The organism is Snuella sedimenti, from assembly GCF_016428595.1.
GTDB classification, from domain to species: domain Bacteria; phylum Bacteroidota; class Bacteroidia; order Flavobacteriales; family Flavobacteriaceae; genus Snuella; species Snuella sedimenti.
Genome location: NZ_JAELVQ010000021.1, coordinates 37,695 through 61,871, shown reverse-complemented (window position 1 = coordinate 61,871; position 24,177 = coordinate 37,695). Strand labels below are relative to the sequence as shown.

The following is a 24,177-nucleotide window of genomic DNA, read 5'->3' as shown; positions in this document are numbered from 1 at the left end:
ACTATGAATAATAAAGGATTTGGCTATTTATGAATATATTTAATAGAGTGGCTGATTGTGAGAGTTTTATATGAAAAACATTAGTGTTTTTGAGGCTGCCTGTAACCGTTAAATTTATTATGTATGGAAAAGCTTGTACTTCTTATTTTTATGTTGGCCGCTTCTGGTGTTTCTTTTTCACAATGCTTAAACACCTCAGAATATACCGATCCTCCCATTCCAGTAGGCGTCAATATAAACGATGGTGAACAGCATCAAATAGCCTCTGGTATAGAAGCTGGGCAGTATGTTGAGATTACCGGGCTTAATTCAGGAGACGAATACCAATTTACAAGCAACCGTACCGATAACAACAATCCCAATACCGATTATATTACCATTCGTGACGGAGCTAATTTAGAGATTGTATTTGGGACATCTCCTTTGACCAAGGACCCAATTGGGACGGGAACGATTAGAATTCACGTTAATTTAGATTCTGGCTGTGGTACTGATGAGGATTTCCACACACTGACCATTCAAAACCTATCGGCTGCCACTTGTAATATGCCCGGTGCTCCCGGAGGTATTAGTTATAAGTCAGATACCCGTATTGATTTTTACTGGAGTCCACCTGCCTTGAGTACACCACTGGGTTACGATTGGCAGATAGTACCTTCTGGAAACGATCCGGATGACGATATAAAAGCCATGGGGTCGACAACGGTACCTACAACCAATGCCAGTTCGGGGAGTGTTTTGATGCCCGGAACATCCTATTGGATCTATGTTCGGTCTAGTTGCGCTTCCAACGAAAAGAGCGGGTGGTTTAAGTTCCCTCCAACATATGTAACCAATAGCGCATCGCCACCAGACAACGATTTTTGTGATGGCGCGATTAAGGCGGTGCAAGATATCAATACTGATTCCGCTTCAGAGGCAACTCCCATTATGGATAGTTTGGACGGAGGAGCTGGTACCGATGTTGCTGCAGAGAATTGTAACGGCACTACAGGAAATGCACGGGACGATGTTTGGTATTGGTTTTTAGCACAAACAGCTAGTGTAACCATAACATTAGATCCAACTTTCGACGGGATTTTAACACTGTATTCTGGAGATTGTAATACGTTATCCTATTTGGATTGTTCGGACGACCCGAATACAACCCTGGCAGATGAAGAGATTATAGCTGGAGGTTTAACCGTGGGGCTGCGGTATTATGTACGGGTATACTATAAAGGCACCACTACACCTGTTGACCCTACTTTCGATTTGAGAATATGGTCGTCAACATCGGTTACCGATAACGATATGGATGGCTATGTAGCCCATCCGGATGTGGACTGTAATGATAACGTAGCTTCTATCCATCCAGATGCTACAGAAATCCCAGACAATGGTATAGATGAAGATTGCGATGGAGCTGATCTCAAAACTTGGTATTTAGATTCAGATAGTGATACATATGGAGATCTAAATGCAACCAGCTTATCTAATACCAAGCCTAGTGGCTATGTGTCGGACAGTACCGATTGTAATGATGCTAATGGTGCCGTTCATCCTGGGGCAACAGAGGTGTGTGATACCATTGATAACGATTGTGATGGGCTTGTTGATGATGCAGATCCATCTGTGACCGGCCAGACGATCTATTATGTAGATGCAGACGAGGATGGCTATGGTGATGAAAATGATGCAGGGACTGGTTATTGTTTCGATCCGGGTATTGGGTATAGTTTAACAAATAATGATTGTAACGATGGCAATTCTGCAATCCATCCCGATGCTACAGAAATTCCAGATAATGGTATAGATGATGATTGTGATGGGCAGACGGATGAAACCTTAGCCCTGGAAGCATATGATTTTGATAAGGTTATAATCAGACCCAATCCATTTAATACTAACATTTTTATAGAGCTTCCCGATGGGTATAATGAAAAACTGAACGTCGTACTGTTTGATATTAGTGGGCGTGTCATTTTACAATATATCATATCCGATATAATTAATAATACTATTGAAATAGATCATTTAAATAACTTACAAAACGGCATCTATTTGCTTAAAATTTCAACTCCAATGAATAGTAGCAAAAAAATTATGAAGCGTATTGTAAAGCTCTAGTTTAATAGAGCAACCGCCTTTCATTTAATTACAAGTACGGGATAATATCCCCCGATTGATCCTGAGTAGATAATGCCCGGGATAAGTTACTTATTAGAACCATAGAGGAATTTCAACCAACACAACTATCATGTTTGATGTGTATTGATCACTTTAAGTAAGGTTTTGTCAAATAAGGTTGCGTTCTGTATTGAAAAGACACATATACGCCTATAACGCTTCCATGACTCTATAGCATATTTCCGGTCGCGTGAAGAAATGATAAAAGGAGTGTTATATGTAATCAGTTAAAAATAATTAATAAAATTTAAACGTGTGAAAAAGCTTATATTCTTAGTTTTTATTTTCACGCTTTGTTTATCGGGTTTATCGTATTCGCAGTGTTCGAATAACAAAGCCTATGACGGGACACCCATTCCAGCAGGCGTAGACATTAATGACGGCGAACAACACCAGATAGCCTCAGGTATTGAAGCTGGTGAATATGTTGAAATTACGGGACTTAATTCGGGAGACGAATACCAGTTTACAAGCAACCGTACGGATACCAACAATCCTAATACCGATTTTATTACCATTCGAGATGGGGCTAATAATTTGATAGATAGTGAAACCTCACCTTTGAATATCAATCCAATAGGTGCTGGAACAATTAAAATTCACATTAATTTGAATTCAGGATGCTCATCTGATACGGAGTTCCATACACTGACTATTCAAAACCTAACGGCTGCAACCTGTAATATGCCCGGTGCTCCTGGAGGTATTAGTTATAAGTCTGATACCCGTATTGATTTTTACTGGAGTCCGCCTGCCTTGAGCACGCCTACAGGTTATGATTGGCAGATAGTACCTTCTGGAAATGATCCGGATGATGACATTAAGGCTTCGGGATCGACAACAGCACCGACGACCAATGCCAGTTCGGGCAGTGTTTTGCTGCCTGGAACATCCTATTGGATTTATGTGCGATCTAGTTGTGCTTCCAATGAAAAGAGTGGTTGGTTTAAGTTTCCCCCAACTTATGTGACCAATACCGTATCACCGCCCGATAACGATTTTTGCGAAGGAGCTATTCATGTTGTTCAGGATATCAATGTGGCATCCGCTTTGCTTGCCACACCAATTTTAGGTAATCTGCAAGGCGGCGCAGGAACTGATGTGTCCGCAGAATCTTGTAGCAGTAGAACTGGTAATGCCCGGGATGATGTTTGGTATTCGTTTTTAGCACAAACGGCAATGGTATATATTACATTGGATCCAACCTTTGATGGGGTATTAACACTCTATTCAGGCGATTGTAATACGCTTAGCTATTTGAATTGTTCAGACGACCCCAATACAACCTTGGCTGACGAGGAGATTATAGCCGGAGGTTTAACCGTGGGGCAAACCTATTTTGTACGGGTATATTACTACGGAACCACGACACCTATTAATCCAACGTTCGACCTGAGGATATGGTCCTCGACATTGGCTATAGATGTCGATATGGATGGCTATGTAGATCATCCCAATGTAGATTGTAATGATAACAATCCATTGGTTCATCCCGATGCAGCAGAAATCTGTGATGGAGTGGACAACGACTGTGATGGTTTAATTGATGATGACGATGACGATTTGGATACTTCTGGGCTAGTTACTTTCTATGCCGATACGGACGGGGACGGTTATGGCGATGCCACATCCACTATTCAGGCCTGTTCGGCCCCGGTGGGGTACGTAAGTGACAATACGGACTGTGATGATACAGACGACACGGTGTATCCCAATGCCCCCGAATTATGTGACAGTAAGGACAACGACTGCGACGGTCAGACCGATGAGAATGCAAAGACCACTTATTATGCGGATACCGATGGTGACGGCTATGGCGATGCCACTTCCACTATTCAGGCTTGTAGCGTTCCTAGTGGTTACGTGACTGATAACACAGATTGTGATGATACAGACGACACGGTGTATCCCAATGCCCTCGAATTATGTGACAGTAAGGACAACGACTGCGACGGTCAGACCGATGAGAATGCAAAGACCACCTATTATGCCGATACCGATGGTGACGGCTATGGCGATGCCACATCCACTATTCAGGCTTGTAGCGTTCCTAGTGGTTACGTGACTGATGACACAGATTGTGATGATACAGACGACACGGTGTATCCCAATGCCCTCGAATTATGTGACAGTAAGGACAACGACTGTGACGGCCAGATAGACGAGGGTGTTAAGACCACCTTTTATGCCGATACCGATGGGGACGGCTATGGCGATGCCAGTAGTACGACGGAGGCCTGTTCCGCTCCTTTGGGCTATGTAGCGAACAGTACCGATTGTGACGACAGTGAGCCCGATGCCTATCCCGGTAACACGGAAGTCTGCGATGGTATCGACAACGATTGTGACGGCCAGATAGACGAGGGTGTTAAGAACACCTATTATGCGGATACTGATGGCGATGGCTATGGCGATGCCAGTAGTACCACGGAGGCCTGTTCCGTTCCCCCGGGCTATGTAGCGAACAGTTCCGATTGCGACGACAGTGAGCCCGATGCCTATCCCGGTAATACGGAGGTCTGCGATGGTATCGACAATGATTGCGACGGCCAGATAGACGAAAATGTAAAGACGACCTATTATGCCGATACCGATGGCGATGGCTATGGCGATGCCAGCAGTACTACAGAAGCCTGTTCTGTTCCTTCGGGCTATGTAGCGAACAGTACGGATTGTGACGACAGTGAGCCCGATGCCTATCCCGGTAACACGGAAATCTGTGATGGCATCGACAACGACTGTGACGGTCAGATAGACGAGGGTGTTAAGACCACCTATTATGCTGATACCGATGGCGACGGCTATGGCGATGCTACCTCTACGGTTCAGGCTTGTTCGGCCCCAGCGGGGTATGTAAGTGACAATACGGATTGCGACGACAGTGATGCTAATGTAAATCCAGCAGCCGAAGAGGTACTGGATAATGGCAAGGATGATGACTGTGATCCAGGGACTTTGGACAGTTCGGCAGATATCGATGATGACGGTGACGGTTATACGGAAAATGAAGGCGATTGTGACGATACCGACTTTGATATAAATCCTGATGCTATAGAAGTATGTGATGGAAAGGATAACGATTGTGACGGCCAGATAGACGAAAATGTTAAGACGACCTATTATGCGGATACCGATGGCGACGGCTATGGCGATGCCACATCCACCATTCAAGCCTGTTCCGTTCCTTCCGGTTATGTAGCGAACAGTACGGATTGTGACGACAGTGAGCCCAATGCCTATCCCGGCAACACGGAAATCTGTGATGGTATCGACAACGATTGTGATGGTCTGATTGACGAGGGTGTGAAGACGACTTATTATGCAGATACTGATGGCGATGGCTATGGCGATGCCAGCAGTACCACGGAAGCCTGTTCTGTTCCTTCGGGCTATGTAGCGAACAGTACGGATTGTGACGACAGTGAGCCCGATGCCTATCCCGGCAATACGGAAATCTGTGATGGCATCGACAACGATTGTGACGGCCAGATTGATGAGGGCGTTAAGAACACCTATTATGCAGATATTGATGGCGACGGCTATGGCGATGCTACCTCCACGGTTCAGGCTTGTTCGGCCCCGGCGGGGTACGTAAGTGACAATACGGATTGCGACGACAGTGATGCTAATGTAAATCCAGCAGCCGAAGAGGTACTGGATAATGGCAAGGATGATGACTGTGATCCAGGGACTTTGGACAGTTCGGCTGATACCGATGATGACGGTGACGGTTATACGGAAAATGAAGGCGATTGTGACGATACCGACTTTGATATAAATCCAGATGCTATAGAAGTATGTGATGGAAAGGATAACGACTGTGACGGCCAGATAGACGAAAATGTTAAGACGACCTATTATGCGGATACCGATGGCGACGGCTATGGCGATGCCACATCCACCATTCAGGCTTGTTCCGCTCCCTCGGGCTATGTGACAAACAGTACGGATTGCGACGACAATGAGCCCAATACCTATCCCGGTAACACGGAGGTCTGCGATGGCATCGACAACGATTGTGACGGCCAGATAGACGAAAATGTTAAGACCACTTATTATGCAGATACTGATGGCGATGGCTATGGCGATGCCACATCCACCATTCAGGCCTGTTCCGTTCCTTCCGGTTATGTAGCGAACAGTACGGATTGCGACGACAATGAGCCCAATGCCTATCCCGGTAACACAGAGGTTTGCGATGGCATTGACAACGATTGTGACGGTCTGATTGACAAGGATGTAAAGACCACCTATTATGCCGATACCGATGGCGATGGCTATGGCGATGCCAGCAGTACTACAGAAGCCTGTTCCGTTCCCCCTGGTTATGTAGCGAACAGTACCGATTGTGATGACGGTGAGCCCAATGCCTATCCCGGTAACACGGAGGTTTGCGATGGCATTGACAACGATTGTGACGGTCTGATTGACGAGGATGTAAAGACCACCTATTATGCCGATACCGATGGTGACGGCTATGGCGATGCCAGCAGTACCACGGAGGCCTGTTCCGTTCCCCCGGGCTATGTGGCGAACAGTTCCGATTGCGATGACACGGATGCCGATGTAAACCCTGGAGCCGAAGAGGTACTGGATAATGGCAAGGATGATGACTGTGATCCGGGGACTTTGGACAGTTCGGCAGATACCGATGATGACGGTGACGGTTATACGGAAAATGAAGGCGATTGTGACGATACCGACTTTGATATTAATCCAGATGCTATAGAAATCTGTGATGGAAAGGACAACGATTGTGATGGTCAGATAGACGAGAATGTAAAGACCACCTATTATGCCGATACCGATGGTGACGGCTATGGCGATGCCAATAACACCACGGAGGCCTGTTCCGTTCCCCCGGGCTACGTAGCGAACAGTTCCGATTGCGACGACAGTGAGCCCGATGCCTATCCCGGTAATACAGAAGTCTGCGATGGCATCGACAACGATTGTGACGGCCAGATTGACGAGAATGTAAAGACTACTTTTTACGCTGATATGGACGGTGATGGTTATGGTGATGCCAATAACACCACGGAGGCCTGTTCCGTTCCCTCGGGGTTCGTAAGCGACAATATGGACTGTGATGATACTGACGACACGGTGTATCCCAATGCCTCTGAATTATGTGACGGTAAGGACAACGATTGTGACGGTCAGACCGATGAAGGCGTTACTACGACTTACTATGCCGATACTGATGGCGATGGCTATGGCGATGCCAATAACACCACGGAGGCCTGTTCCGTTCCTTCGGGTTATGTAGCGAACAGTACCGATTGTGACGACAGTGAGCCCGATGCCTATCCCGGTAATACCGAAGTCTGCGATGGCATCGACAACGACTGTGACGGCCAGATAGATGAGAATGTTAAGACGACCTATTATGCCGATACCGATGGCGATGGCTATGGCGATGCCAGCAGTACCACGGAGGCCTGTTCCGTTCCTTCGGGTTATGTAGTGAACAGTACCGATTGTGATGACACGGATGCTAATGTAAATCCAGCAGCCGAAGAGGTACTGGATAATGGCAAGGATGATGATTGTGATCCGGGGACTTTGGACAGTTCAGCAGATACTGATGATGATGGCGATGGTTATACGGAAAATGAAGGCGATTGTGACGATACCGACTTTGATATTAATCCAGATGCCATAGAAGTATGTGATGGAAAGGACAACGATTGTGATGGTCAGATTGACGAGAATGTAAAGACTACTTTTTACGCTGATACGGACGGGGACGGCTATGGTGATGCCAGCAGTACTACGGAGGCCTGTTCCGTTCCTTCGGGCTATGTAGCGAACAGTTCCGATTGCGACGACAGTGAGCCCGATGCCTATCCCGGTAATACAGAAGTCTGTGATGGCATCGACAACGACTGTGACGGCCAGATAGACGAGGGTGTTAAGACCACCTATTATGCCGATACCGATGGTGACGGCTATGGTGATGCTGCCTCCACGGTTCAGGCTTGTAGCGTTCCCAATGGTTACGTGAGTGATAATACCGATTGTGATGACGCGGATGCCGATGCCTATCCCGGTAACACGGAAATCTGTGATGGTATCGACAACGATTGTGATGGACAGATTGATGAGAATGTAAAGACTACTTTCTACGCTGATACGGACGGGGACGGATATGGCGATGCTACCTCCACGGTTCAGGTTTGTTCCGCTCCGGTGGGTTATGTAAGTGATAATACGGACTGTGATGATACTGATATTACTGTGTATCCTGGAGCAGAAGAGATACCGGACAATGGAAAAGATGATGATTGTAATGGATTTGTGGATGACGGATCTTTAAGCACAAATGAATTTACAATGGAAAAGATAACTATATGGCCGAATCCATTTAATTCGGATATTTTTATGCAAGTGCCTGATCTTTATGATCATATAGCGTTCAGTATTGTTTTATATGATTTAAACGGACGTATCATAGTGAAATATACCTTGAAACCTTACAGAGGACTCATGACTATCAAGGATTTGGGTAATTTGCAACAAGGTATGTACTTACTTAAGTTGGAGGCGTTAAGTAATGGAAGAAAGGCCATTAAACACTTTGTAAAATTTTAAGATCATTTATATACAGGCACTATAGTTAGGAATAAACCCTTTTTAGGTTATTCCTACTATTGTGTCTTTCATAAACACGCTTTTATCTGATGATCAATTTTTTTGTAACAGTACGTTGACCATCATGTGTTTTTAAAAAATACATGCCTGTAATTAAAGATGAAACATCCAGTTGAACCTGGTTGTTTTGAAGACTTTTGGAAGTGCTTAAAATGGTTTTTCCCTGAATATCATACAGATAAATGGCGATATTATTGTTTGTTATTTTATTGAATTTTAAATGAACAATATCTTTTGCTGGGTTGGGGAACATGGCGAAATTATTCTTTATGTTGAGGTCTTCAACACCCAAAGATTCCATAGCAATGGCGCAAATATTGAAGGCCCCGATTTGGTCTTCATAGGTAGAGGGAAAAACTCTTATGAAAAGTGTTTCATTTCTTCGGTTTGTTAAAGTTACTTTGGAAAATCCGTCATCAGTTCCGCTGTCATCATCACATCCTTCTTCGGTTAAACTACCACAAGAACCAGAATAAACCGCAATGGCTGTATCGAAAAAAGCTGAACCAGTAACTTCTGAAGTTTCAATAACTATATCATAAAATTTTTGATTGTCAATATCTATTTTAAACCATACGTCATCACCTTCAATATTAATACATGAAGGGTTTGCTTCAGCTGAGAGGCTGGCTTGAAAGTTGGTAGCTAAAACAGGTGAGCAGTTAGTTTCTAAATTTAAGTCTATAGGAGCATTACATTCGTCATTTGTAGCAATTAAAGGAACGTCGATCTTTACGAGGCAAATATTAAAATCTCCACCTCCCGAATTATCCCGATCCCATACTCTGAATGTAACTTTACTTCCGGCAGGTCTTACAATTTCTATTTGTGGAAAGAATTCACTATTGGCCCGATCAGGATTTCCATTATCGTCACAATCGAAAGAAGTTAAACTATTACAATCATCACCATAAAATAATTCGATTGCAATGTCATAAATACTAGACTCAAAAGAGGCAATAATTCTAATGGCTCCAGTATCTGGCATTGTAAAGGAATACCATAAGTCGCCAGTTATGGGAGCCGCACAACTAGGGCTTCCTACATTCGAGTTGGTCTCATATCCATTAAAAGATAAAGTTTGATTGACACAATTTCCATTATTATTAATGGATGAGGTTAAATCAATAGCATCGCATGGAAGATCATTATCAGGAGGAGTTTGAGCAATACTTGCCGAAGTAATCATTAGCAGTATTGCAATAAAAAAGTAATGCGTAGTTTTTTTCATAATAGAGTGGATTATAGTTGCTTAGAGACTGCTTGAAATTCACCTTTCGGTTTTGTTACGCCTCTTTTTTCACCACTTTTCGTTATGAAAATCCTCATTTAGCGCTGCTAAACTCCGGTTTTAAAGCCTTAATTGGCAAAAAAATGACCTATAACAAATTTCAAAAATGAATTTTAAACAGTCTCTTAAATTTATGAAAAAACTAAGTTAAACCGTTTTTTTTCAGATTAAAGGGGTAATTATCTGGTTTAAAAGTGCCTCGGTTCGTGAAGAAAAGTAAGAATATTCAAAAAAAAGCAATAGTATTGCTTAAAAACGGGAAAACCGCTATAAAAAAGTGGGATGTTCTTCAATCTAAAACGGGTTCGATACGAATAGTTTTTAGAATGTCACATACTACGCTTTTTTAGAGCGGTTTTATTTTTTATGGTGATAGTTGTTTTACTGTCCCAAGAGTTCCCGCATCCGTTCTTGCATCAATTCGGGATCTTGCATAGCTTCCCACCCAAGTGTAATAACCATCGAAATAACAAAAATTAAATACAAGGCACTAAGGGTAATACCTATATAGGCTAAGATTTTACCAGTTTTTACATTTTGATAACCTGTATATAGCTCGGGATTTGTGGTATACAGTTGCGTGGCTTTATTTGCTAGTACTATGGTAACGATTCCAAGTATTAAACCAATAAAACCGTAACAACAGCAAGTTAGTATAGATAAGATACCGAACACTAAAATAAGTGTTGAATTGGGTAGTTTTTGTTGCTCCATGGGTTTATTGTTTAGTTAATCTATAAAATTTTTTATTAGGAAACTGCCAATAATGATAATGGCATTTAGTATAGCTAAAGTAAGAATTATTTTATTGGCGTATTTGAAATTTTTGAAGGTATTAAAAACTATGACACCAAAAAGGAGTATAAGTGTGTATATTGCTGGATACATATAGAAAGCTTCGGTGAAATGTCCCTGTAGGATTAAAGAAACGGATCGCTGCATACCACAGCCCATGCATTCTATTCCAAAAAGCTTTTTATTTAGGCAAGGAAGCATATAATCTTCTATATACAGCATCATTTATTTTTAGTTATTCAAATTTATAAAATAGTAATAGGTTTTTAGCCAATTTGTAAAAGTTTAAATCACTTCAATGTCGCTTTATTGTTTCTAAGATGATTTATGTTGTATTTTTGAACTAATATTTGGGCGTTCCATGGGTTTTTAATGAATTGTACAAGTTATTAGTTTTGTAATTTACAGATAGCGTGTAATTACTAAAATTTCAACGCGTGAAAAATTTATGTGATACTAAACTTAGCTTTATAAAAAGAATAATCTACATGAAACGAGCATTAAGAAATTTTAAAAATTACTTCACAAAAGGAAATGTTTAAAATTTTTAATGAGAGAACGAGTGTAGGGAGTGGTTGCACACGTTCTTAATTTTATAATTACAATAAAATCAATTAATTACTAAAATTTAAACGTGTGAAAAATACTATTTTAAATTATGCATTACTTATAGTTGGTGCTGCGATAGCCTTATATGCAAATGCTGACGAAGATCAAAATGAGTATATCCTAATTCTAGGTATTGTTGTACTTATGTTAGGGGTTTATAGGGTTAGTAGAACCATTCCTGGCAGGAATGAGGAGCGTGATGATGTTAATGATGAATTGTAGTATATGAAGTTTAAGGTAGGGGATCGGGTTTTAGTATTGGATGAAGATATTACTGGTATTGTAAGACAAGTAGTGGGCAAGGACATCACAATTGAAACTGAGGATGGATTTTTGCTCGCTTTTATGGCAGATGAATTGGTTGTTAGTGAAAAAGGGAATACGCTTAAAAATGAATTGTTTTCCACTAAAGCTATCGATTCTGTTATTATAGAGAAGGAACAACAATTCAAGAAAAGGCAGCCAAAGATAAAGGCTAAGGAACGTTACGAACCCATGATGGAAGTTGATTTGCATATAAATCAGTTGGTGCGATCTACAAAGGGCATGACGAATCATGATATGTTAACGCTTCAATTGGACACAGCCAGACGGCAATTGGAATATGCAATGTCTAAGCGTATACAAAAAGTAGTATTTATACATGGTGTAGGTGAGGGCACTCTTAAACTTGAATTGGAATACCTATTTGGGCGGTATAATAATGTAAAGTATTATGATGCCAATTACCAAAAATACGGACTAGGGGCTACCGAAGTTTATATTTATCAAAATGTGCCACCTAATTAATTGAAAGTGGGGGTTTCTTTTCTACTTGTATTTAATGAGCTATGCTCTAAAGTTCCAAAATCAAGAGCATCCATAGAAATAATAGGTTCCAATTTAAAATTGGTGATGATTAGTGAAACAATATATTTTTCAAAAATAGTATGCTCTCTATAGGATGTTGCAGGAGGTGTTTCGGTATTGGCTACATCTTTGTTCAAGTAATCTGGTCCAATGTCGCTGTTTGTAATATCATTTCCAGGGTTGTTATCTTGTGAATCATTTTCTTCATCCCGTGTGTCAATACCATCACCATCATCATCACTGTCTAAGTAATTTGGGATGCCATCAGCATCGGTATCTAAGGCATCATCAAAAACATTATCACCATTAGGATCGGCTCCTTCATCTTTGGTTAGAATATTATCACCATCGTCATCAATATCCAAATAGTTGGGTAAGCCATCACCATCGGTATCGTCATTGTTCAGATCGCCATCACCATTAATATCTTCCAGTTCGGCAGGAATTCCATCGTTGTCATCTTCAATGAGTGTTGTCGTTATTATCGCTTCTCCGGCAGTGCTCACATAATCTTTTGTAATATCTATTTCGGAAGGCGGAATATCGTTACAGAACAAGTTAGATGGTAGTTTTTCGTTACTATAAGTTCTGTAATTAAGCGAATTGGAAGCACTTAATGTAATGGTAGTTTCTAATGTGTTATCATCTCCAACCTCTAAGAGATCATCGAGTGTTAGACCGCTAGGCGATGCTATTCTTAGAGATAAAGACTCCGAAGGGTCGTCTTTTGTTTTATATAAAACTAGGCCGTTATTTCCGCAAGCTTTAAAAGTATCCCCGAAACTAATTTCTACGGTAATAATATCACCATCATCACAGGAATAAGAACACAATAAACTTAATGTAATAAAGACTAAAAAGAATCGACGCATTGGGTTTGTTTTTTTGACAAAAATAAAGGAATTGTAATTTATAACGTATCATATTGATAATAATTTTATTTCAAGTATTTTTGAAGTTTAAAAACAGTTATTCAATTACTTTAATGTGGGACGTTATTGTTCCGCAGCAATATTTTTTTAATGAAGACGGTATATTTTGATAATGCAGCAACTACCCAAATGCGTGACGATGTTGTTAAGGCGATGGTTGATGTTATGAGTAATAATTATGGGAATGCTTCATCTTCGCATAGTTTTGGACGATCGTCTAAAACCTTAATTGAAAAATCTAGAAAAGCGATTGCTAGTTATTTGAATGTTTCGGCAGGTGAGATTGTATTTACTTCTGGAGGCACCGAAGCAGATAATTTAGTATTAAGGAGTGCCGTTAGGGATTTGGGGGTTAGCCATATTATAACATCAAAGATAGAGCATCATGCTGTGTTGCATACCGTGGAACAGCTTAAGAAGGAATACGGTATAACGTTTGATTATGTTGATGTTAACAATGATGGTAGCATAGATTATCCACATTTGGAAGCGTTACTTAATACTTCTAAGAAAACATTGGTAAGTTTAATGCACGTTAATAATGAAATAGGGAATTTATTGGATATAAAGCGTGTAGCAGATTTATGTAAAGCGCATAATGCCCTGTTTCATAGTGATGCTGTACAATCAATAGGGCATTACAACATGGATTTACAGGATGTTCCAGTAGACTTTTTAGCAGCTAGTGCACATAAGTTTCATGGGCCAAAGGGCGTGGGGTTTGCTTTTGTTAGAAAGAATTCGGGATTAAAGCCTTTAATTTTTGGAGGAGAACAGGAACGAGGACTTCGCGCAGGGACCGAGAGTGTTCATAACATTGTAGGTTTGGAAACTTCTGTAAAGTTGGCTTACGATAATTTGGAGGCAGATAGTAAAAAAGTAAAAGCTATTAAGGGTTATTTTATTGAAAAATTAAAACAAGACATACCCGGCGTTATTTTTAATGGCAGGTCAGCCGATATGGATAAGAGTTCTTATACAACCGTGAATGTGTGTTTGCCTGTACCACCTAATAAATCGGCAATGTTGTTGTTTCAATTAGATTTAAAAGGGATTGCTTGTTCTAAAGGGAGTGCATGCCAGAGCGGTAGTTCACAAAATTCGCATGTGCTCGCCGAAATTCTAAGCGAGGATGATTTGCTAAAGCCTTCTATTCGCTTCTCCTTTAGCATTTTTAACACTAAAGAAGAAGTCGATTATGTTATTGCTGTTTTAAAGGACTTTGTGTGAGTATTAGTCGGTGGTAACTTTACTTTGCCACCAATCTGCATTAGGTTCAAAGTCTTTCGATAATACCTTCATACGATCCTGCTCCAGTTTAGGCATGAATGTGTTTTTAAGGTAATCTTTTCGTTTTTGAGCTAAGGCTTCGTCATACTCTAAATCCTTAGAAGGCTTATTGGCCTTTACAGAATCCAACCAAGTATTAAGCTTCTCGTTGAGCTTTTTGGTTATATCTGGGTTTGAACTAGCAACATTGGTTTGTTCTTCTGGATCCGATTGCAAATTGTACAACTCATTGCGTCCGTCTTCCCAATAATGGATAAGTTTCCAATTACCTTCTCTAATAATGGATGATGGTTCGCCGCCTTGATTCCCGTAGTGGGGGTAATGCCAATATAGAGGTCTTTCCGTTAGTGATTTACCTTCTAAAATAGGTTTTAAACTTATACCGTCAACATGTTGATTAGGTAATAAGTTTATATTAGCTAAATCTAAAATAGTAGGATAAAAGTCGGTGCCAATTACGGGGTAATTGGTTGTTGTGCCATTTGATTTAAGCCAAGGCACCTTTATGAAATACGGTTCACGAATACCGCCTTCCCACTGATAGCCTTTTCCGCCGCGCAAAGGCAGGTTGGATGTAGAATAATTATCGCCAGAAGCAACGCCTCCGTTATCGGAGGTAAATACTATAATGGTATTGTCGTCTATTCCCAATTCTTTTAGCGTGTTTAAAACATGACCTACGGCATCATCCATGCTTTCCACTAATCCTCCATAAATGGGGTTGTCTTGAACTTGCCTTATAGGGAGTACGCGTTCCATCTTATAACCCTTCTCTTGAATGCCTTGTTCTTCGGCCTTATTTCTATATTTGGTCCATTTTGTTTGGGTAGTTTGAATAGGCCCGTGAACGGCATAAAAAGATAGAAAAGCAAAAAAGGTGGTGTCTTTATGGGTTTTTATAAACTCTGCTGTTTCTTTTGCAAGTCGCATGGAGAGGTTTTCTCCTTTTGTTTTATTTTCCAGTTTCGGATTCTTCCATGGAGAAAAATAACCACCGTTGGGGCTGCCAACTTTCCACCCCCCTTTGTTAATGTCAAACCCATGGTCTTCAGGGTAGGAGCCTTCTTCTCCTAAATGCCATTTTCCAGCAAAGAATGTTTTATAGCCAGCAGATTTCATAGCTTCAGCAATTGTAATGTCTTGTTTAGGTAATACGTGTTCGTAATTAGCTGGTAGCAATTTATCATGTCTGTTATGTTTACGCCAAGCTTCGCCATGAGCGGCACCAATCCAATCGGTTATACCATGTCTTGCTGTAAATTTTCCGGTCATGATACTCGCTCTTGAGGGACTACAAACCCTACTTGCAGCATACCCTTGATTAAACACCATGCCTTCGTTAGCAATTTTATCGATATTGGGCGTTTCGTAATAGTTACTACCTGTACAACTTAAGTCTTTATAGCCTAAGTCGTCAACTAAAATAAAAAGTACATTGGGTTGTTTTTTAGTTATCTTTTTAGGTTCTTTTTGTTGGCAGGATGTAATTATTATTGTGAGAGCGCATAATAAAAATTTTATACGGAATAGGGAATTTAAGGAATTGTGCATAGTATTTAATAATTTAGGAGTGCTATTTTAGCGGTAAGCGTCAAAAATATAAAATATAGCAATAAGTTATTTATGTTTTTCCAAATTAAGAGAAGTTACTTTGCCGGTTTGGTTTCTTGTGGTTATTTCTAGGGAATTGGAATTTTTAAAAGGGGAGCCCTTGGTAATTAAATCACAAATATTCAATTCAGAAAAGTTAAGGTCGTTTACTTTTAATATTTCATCACCACTACTTATTTTGCTTTTTAGCGTATCATCCCAAACAATACCTACAATTAACTTGTTGTTTTTGATAGTTGGCGTAAAACCAAAGTGTTTTTCAGTGAGATCGTTTTCTGAATCATAGGCTCCAAAGTAGAATTGTTTATCCTTAAAATTGATTGTAATAGCACCATATTTTAGAATTTCTGAACCAATTCTGGAATTTGAATCACTAGAGGTTATAGTTGATACATTTTTGAAATCATGACCAGCTATTTCTATAGTAGGTATTTTTATTTGGTATTGTATCTGTTCTTCAGATGTACCCAACAAGCCGATACTTGAAGCCCCTCGGCCCGTGGCAAAAGGTTGTACAACATTGTGCTGTTCTAAAACGGCGTAGTTCGTTTTGCACATATCATAAAATCCACTAGCTCCAGTATCAATAAGTACTTTTTCATTAGCATTTTTGTGTCCCTTTATTTTAATGTTAATATAGGGGCTACTTTGGTTACCTTCCAACATTAAGTCAATACTTTTGCTTTTATTTAGTTCTAGTTTATTGCGGTTATTTGTTAAAATGATAAGATGTTTTTTGGGGAGGATTTGAATAACAGATTTACGTAGGAGGTTGCTCCCTATAATACCATCAATCGCGTAGCAGTCGAACACCAGATTATTTGTTCTGTCGAACACTAGGGCACTCGTATTTTTAAAAGTTACTTCCCCAATAGTTAAGAGCGGTATTGTAGTGAGCTCCATGTGTTGTTTCTTTAGATTTGCATCAGAAACAGAAATCGTAGGATTATTACTTTTGCCGATAGTACTCGCTAAGGTTGATGAAATTAAATTGGGTGCTCCGGTATCAAAAAGAAAGCGATAGGTTTTCTTATTAATAACAACAGGAATGATTAGTTTACCATTAATATTTTTATAGTTAATTTGGGTGTAATAGTTTTTTGTTGTTGGTCTACCTGTTTTAAAAGTAGTTTTTTGTGAATAGGTGGTGATGGTTAAAACAAAACAAAAAATGATATTAAGAATTTGTTTCGTCATTTTATGTGGGTTAAAATTTCATAGTAGTCCTTACATTAAAAACACGAGGTGTTAGGTAGTTTGGTATGGCGTATTGGCGTTTGCTGTAAACATCGCGTACCCAAGTGTTGGTAATGGAATTCTGAACGTCGAATATATTAAAGATTTCAAAACCAAAGGTGAGTGATTTAAAGGGTTTTTTCCAACCACTATCGAATTGTTTGTTGGCGTCTACAATTACAAATTGCAGCCCTAAGTCAGCACGCTTGTAATCGGGTAACCTATTTTGGTATTCGTAGGGGTTTGCGTAGCTGGGAGAACCACCCGGAACACCTGTATTATAGACTAAGTTTAGGTACATTTTCATACTTGGTATGTTGGGAACATAATCCTGAAACAAGGCAGCAAATTTTAAACGTTGATCTGTCGGTCTTGAGATGTAACCTTGGTTGTTTATATTTTCTTCTGTTTTTAGGTATCCAAAACTAAACCAAGATTCGGTGCCCGGAACAAATTCACCATTTAGACGCATGTCCAATCCGTACGCATACGCTTTGGCATTATTACTAGCACTGTAACGAATACGCACATTTTCTAAGGTATATGGATTAACATTGCTTAAGTGTTTATAATAAGCCTCGGTTGTTAATTTAAAAGGACGATCCCATAATTTAAAGCTGTATTCGTTTGCTGTAACCACATGAAACGATTTTTGTGCTTTTACATTGGGTTTAACAGCTCCTTCAGCATCTCGTAATTCTCTATAAAATGGTGGTTGATAATAGAGTCCGCCAGATATTCTAAATAACATATCCTTGTTCCAATTGGGTTTTATGGCAAATTGTGCACGCGGACTAAATACAGTTTGGTTGGACGTTTCTATGTGAAGGCCTTTAACCGACCAGTTGTGTGCTCTAATACCAGCATTGTACCAAACATCACTTTGCCCTATGGTAGATCGTTTACTCCATTGGATGTAACCTTGAAGTCTGTTTATTTTTGTGCTATTAGTAGCTCTTACATTTTGAAATGGGACTAATGGCCCTTGGTAGGGCTGGTAAGGTTGTTCGTTAATAGTATTTGACTTAGGAGGGTTAATGGAAAAACCGGCAGAATCAATAACTTCCCATTCTACTAAGCGGTCACGAATATCTTCATTAGTGAACTTTACGGACCATTCAATGTTATTTGATTTTATTTTGAAATTCCCTTTGTGCTCCATAGTTGCAATAAGGGCGTCCAGATCGTTTCTACCATGATTCAGTTGGCTACCAATGCCCTCACTAAATTCTACTTCTCCTAAATTTTCATCACCTATATTGGTGTTTACTTCGCCAAGGCTATATTGTGCTAAGATGTCGAAATACTCTTCTTCTGTAGTGTGGTAGGTAGATGTTATAAACTTTAAGTTAAGGGTTTCATTTACCATATAATTCCCGCTTAACGCGCCAAAAAGGGTTTGGTACGCATCTTTTTCCCTTCCTTCATAATATACAACCAATGCCAGAGGGTCACTTAATGTTCCGAAGTTGGTTTGACGGCTTTGAGGTTGGTAATTATATTTATTTAGGGAAGCGTTCCCTAAAAAGTTTAAATGGAACTTATCCGATACTTTATAAGTTAAATATGTTTGAAGGTCTGCAAAGGTAGGATCGAAATTTGTTTTAGTTTCTTTAGCATCAACTAATAAGCTGTTATCGCGGTAACGAATACCTGCAATTCCAGTAAATTTGGAGTCTTTACTAATATTTTCAATAGAAACACTGCCGCCAAGCAAGCTTAAATCGGCATTAACTTCAAATTGGTAAGGTGTTTTATACGTGATGTCCAGTACAGAAGATAACTTATCACCGTATTTTGCTTGAAACCCTCCAGCTGAAAAATCCACATTTTGAATTAAATCGGCATTAATAAAACTCAAACCTTCTTGTTGGCCGGAACGGATTAAAAAGGGGCGGTATACTTGAATACCGTTTACATATACCAAATTTTCGTCGTAGTTGCCTCCTCTAACCGAATATTGTGTGCTTAACTCATTGTTGTTGCTTACGCCTGGTAAAGTTAGGAGTAGGTTTTCTACTCCTGCATTGGCTCCTGGTATTTTTCTTATCGTTTCTGGGCTTAATGTAATAATGCCTTCAACTTCTTTTTGACGTTTTCCGGAAATGACCACTGTTGCAATTTGTTCTGAAGAAATAGCCATTACAGGGTTAAATTCAAGGGATTCACCATTCTTTAAACTAAAAGTGCTAATGACTTTTTTGTAGGATAAATGAGAGAATTCAACTTTAACAGGTTGATTAGCTGGTATTTTTAAAAGGAAAAAACCGTTTTCATTGGTCCGTGTTCCGTTTGTGGTGGATTTAATATTAACATTGGCTATTGGGGTGTTATTTTCGTTAAGAATAATACCTTTAACAGTTGCTGTTTGGGAATACCCTAAGCTAATCGTTAGTAAAAATAGAATTCTAAAATAGAATTTAATATTCAAGGCTTTTAAGTTTATTTTCTATAAAACAGCGCTTCAAATGTAGAACTATTTCCGACATTATCGATAACAACAACCTTTAAATTGTTTTTTGTGTCTGTAGCAATTCCATCGTTAAAATCGTAAGTAAGCATTTTTGTTTTATAATCGTATTCCATTAAGATCCACTTTCCGTTTATTGTAGCTCTATAATTAGAAATTCCGGAGCCTTGATCGTCAATTTTTACTTTTAAGTACCTGTATTTACTGAGCCACTGTTTGTTCTTAAAGTTGAACGGTGTGATATTGGGTTTTATTGTGTCTGTAGCTATGGCAAATTTCCCAAGTGTTTTGGAAGAAGCAGTTAAGTTGTTGCCATTTCTTTTAGTATATAGATACGATGGATAGTCTTTATGGCCAACAAGTTTGGCTATATACAGTTTCTTTCTGTCTTCATTTGAGTAGGCGCTAGCGTCATAGCTAATAGTAAAGCTTTTTTGGGTGGGTACAACGTCCTTATGTAATGCCAAAGTGTCGTTCCTTACTTGAAAGTCTATATAGAAATCATTGTAGAATGTATTGTTGTAAAAATTAACAGAAAAATTACCTTCTTTTAATTGTTTTGAATGGTTGGCGTAAATATAGTAGGGGGTAGTATTTGCTGTTTTTGGTTTTGATATACTGTTACCACTACCAGATATATGTACCGTAACCCATGAATCGTTATTTTTAAAATCCGAAATTTTTATTTTATAAACAGAACTGGTACTGTCCCTAACTGTTAGTATGCCCTCGTTAATAACAGATTTGTAAATGCTAAGGGGGTTGTTGGATCGAAAAAGCTTTTGAACACTTTGTTTGCTTTGAGTATAATGCTCATAGTCGATTAACTGATTAATGTGTTTTGTTTCATTAAAGGCAAACTGCTTAAAATCCAATTCAAAATTTTTAGTTCCATTAAAGAATGTCTGAATATTGTAAACCCCATTCTTATTTGCGGCAAGATCTTGTCTGTCGTTGGTTTCAATTCCGAATCCAATACTGCCAATGGCTTCAATGTTTTCGGTTGTAAAGTTTCCGTTACCTATTGGTATTAAACGTAATTTCTGTTTGGTATTCGATTTGTTTACAAAGGATGTTCCGTCTAGGGGATACACATATAAACTATTAATAATAGGACTGGTAGTATCTTTGGTATCTATTCCAAATAACATAGGGTTTATTGGGCGTTGTGACTTGTCTCTTATCTCAAAGTGTAAATGAGGGGCTAGTGAGCCACCACTGTTACCACTATATGCTACAATACTGCCTTTTATAATGGGAAGGGTTTCGGCTTTGGGGAATAATTCAACTTCGTAGGATTCTTTGTTGTATTGATGCTTTTTTACGTAGGTCTCTATATCTGGAGCGAACTTCTGTAAGTGTGCATATACGGTTGTATATCCGTTTGGATGTGTAATATAAAGTGCTTTACCATAGCCATAGTGCGATACCTTAATGCGGCTTACATATCCTTCGGCAGCGGCAAGAACTTTAAAGCCCTCACGGTGTTGTGTTTTTATATCCATTCCGGAGTGAAAGTGATTAGATCGTAGTTCGGCAAAAGTTCCTGCGAGTACAATGGGAATTTCTAGCGGACTACTAAAATAATTTTGGGGATACCTGTTTTGGGATGAAGCAAAGGTTGATGCTATTAAAAAAATAAATAGGTTGAATCGCATAAAAATGTATTGCGGCTAAATTAAAAATTTGCAGTTTAAAAGCAAAGAAACAAACAAAAATCAAGCCATTGGCCTGAAAATGAGCTATAATTACAAACTTAAAATTTTATTAGAAAACAATTGTAATTTATACATAGGTATCTTAACTTTGTGTGATAAGTATTGGATTTTGTAAATGGGTAATATTGAAGATATTGTAGATTCTCTGGAAAACAAAATTAGTAAAGTGCTACACAGACTTGAGCTTTTAAGGCAAGCTAATTTAAAATTAAATGCAGAACTGGAGATTTCAAAACAAGAACTTCAAAACCAAATATTGCATGTTAAGGCTTGGGAAGAAAAGTACGAAACCTTAAAAATGGCAAATACAATACTTGGTAGTGACGATAATAAAAAAGAAACTAAGCTTAAAATAAACGCATTAATTAGAGAGATTGATCATTGTATAACACAATTATCTGATTAGTGTAACATAAACTCAATGTCAGAAAAGCTTAAAATAAAGCTGTCTATAGCCAACAGAGTCTATCCTTTAACTATTGAAGCAAGTCAAGAGGAGGGATTACGTAAGGCGGCAAAACAAATTGAGGTTATGATTAAGCAATTTGAACAAAGTTATTCTGTAAGGGATAAGCAAGATGTATTGGCCATGTGCGCTTTGCAGTTTGCTTCTCAGGTTGAACAGAAATCTATAGATAAAGCGAATGTGAACGAGCATGTAGAAGAAAAACTGAACGCTCTAAACGATTTGTTACAAACACATTTGGTTTCTTAACGTTCTTTAAAATAAACAAAAGTTACTGCCTACATTGGTTATTTTTTTTGATAAACTCAACATTAATTCTTTAAAAAGGGTGAGTTTAAGCTGTAAAAGCATGCTGCATAAACTGAATTAGTTTCAGTGCTTATTAGCAGATCCTTGATCAGTTTGTTAGCCCTAAACTTATTTTTAAGGAGTTTATACAAAACTTTATACCGGTGTAGGCTTTTTTTATATATAATTTAATTTAACATAATGGATAACTCAATTATACTAATAGGTGGGGGCGTTTTACTGGGGCTCATAATAGGTTTTATAATAGCTAAGACTATAGAGAAAAATAATGCGTCAAAACTCGTTAAAGAAGCTAAAAAATCGGCTTCATTAATATTAAAAGAAGCTAAAAGTGAAGGCGAATCCATAAAAAAGGATAAAATTCTTCAGGCGAAGGAAAAATTTATTGAACTTAAGTCGGAGCACGAAAAGGTAATTCTCTCTCGTGACAAAAAAATGGCCGAGGCTGAAAAGCGTACTCGGGATAAAGAATCTCAAGTCTCTAGTGAGCTGGCAAAGAATAAGAAGCTTAATGAGAGTTTAGAAAGTAAAATAAAAGATTACAATCACAGACTAGATGTACTTGATAAGAAACAGGACGAACTAGACAAGTTGCACAAAAACCAAGTGCAGCAGTTAGAGGTTATTTCAAGCTTATCGGCAGAGGAAGCCAAAGAACAGTTAGTAGAGTCTTTAAAAGGAGAAGCTAAAAACGATGCATTGGCATTTATCCAAAATGCTATGGAAGAGGCTAAATTAACAGCTGAGCAGGACGCAAAGAAAGTAATTATAAATACGATACAGCGTATAGGAACAGAAGAGGCGGTAGATAATTGTGTGTCTGTTTTTAATATTGAATCGGATGATGTTAAAGGGCGTATTATAGGACGTGAAGGAAGAAACATTCGCGCAATAGAAGCTGCAACTGGTGTTGAAATTATAGTAGATGATACACCGGAAGCTATCATACTATCGTGCTTTGATTCCGTACGTCGCGAGATTGCACGATTGTCATTACATAAATTGGTAACAGATGGTAGAATACACCCGGCACGTATTGAGGAAGTCGTACAAAAGACAAAGAAACAGATTGATCAAGAAATAATTGAAGTAGGTAAGCGTACCGTTATAGATTTGGGGATCCATAATTTACACCCTGAGCTGATTAAGGTTGTTGGTAGGATGAAATACCGTTCTTCTTATGGTCAAAATTTATTACAGCACTCGCGAGAAGTCGCTAAGTTGTGTGGTGTCATGGCAGCCGAATTAGGCTTGAATCCTAAGTTGGCAAAGCGTGCCGGATTACTCCATGATATAGGAAAAGTGCCAGATGCAGAAGCAGATATGGAAACACCACATGCTATCTTAGGTATGCAGTGGGCAGAAAAATATGGAGAGAAAGACGATGTATGTAATGCCATTGGAGCGCATCACGATGAAATTGAAATGAAATCCTTATTAGCACCAATTATTCAAGTATGTGATGCCATTTCAGGAGCAAGACCAGGGGCACGTCGTCAGGTGTTAGATAGCTATATCCAACGTTTAAAGGATTTAGAAGATATAGCATTTGGTTTTACCGGTGTTAAAAAGGCTTACGCAATTCAAGCGGGTAGAGAGCTTAGGGTAATTGTTGAAAGTGAAAAGGTAGACGATCAAAAAGCAGCTGATTTATCGTTCAGTATTTCTCAAAAAGTCCAAACCGATATGACTTATCCTGGTCAAGTAAAGGTAACCGTGATTAGGGAAACGAGAGCTGTAAACATAGCCAAGTAAAAACTTTTTGGGTTTTATTTCTC

At 39.2% G+C, this 24,177-nt stretch carries 16 protein-coding genes and 1 other RNA gene; 9 read left to right on the top strand and 8 right to left on the bottom strand.

The features are described 5' to 3' along the window. The first annotated feature begins 123 nt into the window (after positions 1–123). Positions 124–2,109, top strand: coding sequence for a MopE-related protein (locus tag JF259_RS14030; protein ID WP_199116110.1), 1,986 nt, complete (start codon positions 124–126; stop codon positions 2,107–2,109). Between the two features lie 315 nt (positions 2,110–2,424). Further along, on the top strand, positions 2,425–8,763 hold the full coding sequence (locus JF259_RS14025) for a MopE-related protein (RefSeq protein WP_199116101.1): 6,339 nt from the start codon (positions 2,425–2,427) through the stop codon (positions 8,761–8,763). Positions 8,764–8,845: 82 nt separating this feature from the next. On the opposite strand, the gene JF259_RS14020 is transcribed toward JF259_RS14025, so the two are convergent. The 3 genes from JF259_RS14020 to JF259_RS14010 all read right to left on the bottom strand — a co-directional run bounded on the left by JF259_RS14020 (position 8,846) and on the right by JF259_RS14010 (position 11,134). Next, entirely contained in the window at positions 8,846–10,054 is a 1,209-nt protein-coding gene (locus JF259_RS14020) for a T9SS type A sorting domain-containing protein (protein ID WP_199116091.1), read from the bottom strand. Between the two features lie 441 nt (positions 10,055–10,495). After that, entirely contained in the window at positions 10,496–10,828 is a 333-nt protein-coding gene (locus JF259_RS14015; RefSeq protein WP_199116089.1) for a CCC motif membrane protein, read from the bottom strand. Between the two features lie 15 nt (positions 10,829–10,843). Beyond that, complete coding sequence (locus JF259_RS14010) at positions 10,844–11,134, bottom strand: DUF2752 domain-containing protein (RefSeq protein WP_317192091.1); 291 nt, start codon at positions 11,132–11,134, stop codon at positions 10,844–10,846. Positions 11,135–11,545: 411 nt separating this feature from the next. Between JF259_RS14010 and JF259_RS14005 the strand changes: the two genes are divergently transcribed. Together JF259_RS14005 and JF259_RS14000 are read left to right on the top strand one after the other, a co-directional pair. Then, the gene (locus tag JF259_RS14005; protein WP_199116087.1) at positions 11,546–11,740 is read left to right on the top strand and encodes a hypothetical protein; all 195 of its coding nucleotides are present in this window, start codon (positions 11,546–11,548) and stop codon (positions 11,738–11,740) included. A 3-nt stretch (positions 11,741–11,743) separates the two neighbouring features. Beyond that, positions 11,744–12,307 carry a Smr/MutS family protein gene (locus tag JF259_RS14000; protein WP_199116085.1) on the top strand — a complete coding sequence of 188 codons (564 nt, stop codon included), beginning with the start codon at positions 11,744–11,746 and terminating at the stop codon, positions 12,305–12,307. Here JF259_RS14000 and JF259_RS13995 read toward each other — a convergent pair. Continuing rightward, on the bottom strand, positions 12,304–13,239 hold the full coding sequence (locus JF259_RS13995; protein ID WP_199116083.1) for a hypothetical protein: 936 nt from the start codon (positions 13,237–13,239) through the stop codon (positions 12,304–12,306). The two genes, JF259_RS14000 and JF259_RS13995, sit on opposite strands and share 4 nt — an antisense overlap. A 150-nt stretch (positions 13,240–13,389) precedes the next feature. Here JF259_RS13995 and JF259_RS13990 point away from each other — a divergent pair, with 150 nt between their 5' ends. Next, the gene (locus JF259_RS13990; protein ID WP_199116081.1) at positions 13,390–14,529 is read left to right on the top strand and encodes a cysteine desulfurase family protein; all 1,140 of its coding nucleotides are present in this window, start codon (positions 13,390–13,392) and stop codon (positions 14,527–14,529) included. A 3-nt stretch (positions 14,530–14,532) separates the two neighbouring features. On the opposite strand, the gene JF259_RS13985 is transcribed toward JF259_RS13990, so the two are convergent. The 4 genes from JF259_RS13985 to JF259_RS13970 form a co-directional block, all read right to left on the bottom strand. Then, positions 14,533–16,140: a sulfatase gene (locus JF259_RS13985; RefSeq protein WP_199116079.1), complete on the bottom strand. Its 1,608-nt coding sequence runs from the start codon at positions 16,138–16,140 to the stop codon at positions 14,533–14,535. 66 nt (positions 16,141–16,206) lie between these two features. Then, positions 16,207–17,397 carry a retropepsin-like aspartic protease gene (locus JF259_RS13980; RefSeq protein ID WP_199116077.1) on the bottom strand — a complete coding sequence of 397 codons (1,191 nt, stop codon included), beginning with the start codon at positions 17,395–17,397 and terminating at the stop codon, positions 16,207–16,209. Between the two features lie 10 nt (positions 17,398–17,407). Beyond that, a complete protein-coding gene (locus JF259_RS13975) occupies positions 17,408–19,867 on the bottom strand; it encodes a TonB-dependent receptor (RefSeq protein ID WP_199116075.1) in 2,460 nt (819 codons plus the stop codon). Between the two features lie 11 nt (positions 19,868–19,878). Further along, positions 19,879–21,564: a M23 family metallopeptidase gene (locus JF259_RS13970; protein ID WP_199116073.1), complete on the bottom strand. Its 1,686-nt coding sequence runs from the start codon at positions 21,562–21,564 to the stop codon at positions 19,879–19,881. Between the two features lie 175 nt (positions 21,565–21,739). On the opposite strand from JF259_RS13970, the gene JF259_RS13965 reads away from it, so the two are divergent. The 4 genes from JF259_RS13965 to rny all read left to right on the top strand — a co-directional run bounded on the left by JF259_RS13965 (position 21,740) and on the right by rny (position 24,154). Continuing rightward, positions 21,740–22,030 (top strand): hypothetical protein, encoded by a 291-nt coding sequence (locus JF259_RS13965; protein WP_199116071.1) that lies wholly within the window; start codon positions 21,740–21,742, stop codon positions 22,028–22,030. Positions 22,031–22,045: 15 nt separating this feature from the next. Continuing rightward, entirely contained in the window at positions 22,046–22,339 is a 294-nt protein-coding gene (locus tag JF259_RS13960) for a cell division protein ZapA (RefSeq protein WP_199116070.1), read from the top strand. Positions 22,340–22,393: 54 nt separating this feature from the next. Then, a non-coding RNA gene (gene ssrS / locus JF259_RS13955) (6S RNA) lies at positions 22,394–22,524 on the top strand. A gap of 55 nt (positions 22,525–22,579) precedes the next feature. Then, positions 22,580–24,154, top strand: a complete 1,575-nt coding sequence (gene rny, locus JF259_RS13950; protein ID WP_199116068.1) for a ribonuclease Y — start codon at positions 22,580–22,582, stop codon at positions 24,152–24,154. Positions 24,155–24,177: the final 23 nt, after the last annotated feature.

Coding starts and splice junctions, on each gene's coding strand:
- JF259_RS14030 (WP_199116110.1), top strand. CDS start 124: ATGGAAAAGCTTGTACTTCTTATTTTTATGTTGGCCGCTTCTGGTGTT.
- JF259_RS14020 (WP_199116091.1), bottom strand. CDS start 10,054: ATGAAAAAAACTACGCATTACTTTTTTATTGCAATACTGCTAATGATT.
- JF259_RS14015 (WP_199116089.1), bottom strand. CDS start 10,828: ATGGAGCAACAAAAACTACCCAATTCAACACTTATTTTAGTGTTCGGT.
- JF259_RS14010 (WP_317192091.1), bottom strand. CDS start 11,134: ATGATGCTGTATATAGAAGATTATATGCTTCCTTGCCTAAATAAAAAG.
- JF259_RS14000 (WP_199116085.1), top strand. CDS start 11,744: ATGAAGTTTAAGGTAGGGGATCGGGTTTTAGTATTGGATGAAGATATT.
- JF259_RS13995 (WP_199116083.1), bottom strand. CDS start 13,239: ATGCGTCGATTCTTTTTAGTCTTTATTACATTAAGTTTATTGTGTTCT.
- JF259_RS13990 (WP_199116081.1), top strand. CDS start 13,390: ATGAAGACGGTATATTTTGATAATGCAGCAACTACCCAAATGCGTGAC.
- JF259_RS13985 (WP_199116079.1), bottom strand. CDS start 16,140: ATGCACAATTCCTTAAATTCCCTATTCCGTATAAAATTTTTATTATGC.
- JF259_RS13980 (WP_199116077.1), bottom strand. CDS start 17,397: ATGACGAAACAAATTCTTAATATCATTTTTTGTTTTGTTTTAACCATC.
- JF259_RS13970 (WP_199116073.1), bottom strand. CDS start 21,564: ATGCGATTCAACCTATTTATTTTTTTAATAGCATCAACCTTTGCTTCA.
- JF259_RS13965 (WP_199116071.1), top strand. CDS start 21,740: ATGGGTAATATTGAAGATATTGTAGATTCTCTGGAAAACAAAATTAGT.
- JF259_RS13960 (WP_199116070.1), top strand. CDS start 22,046: ATGTCAGAAAAGCTTAAAATAAAGCTGTCTATAGCCAACAGAGTCTAT.
- rny (WP_199116068.1), top strand. CDS start 22,580: ATGGATAACTCAATTATACTAATAGGTGGGGGCGTTTTACTGGGGCTC.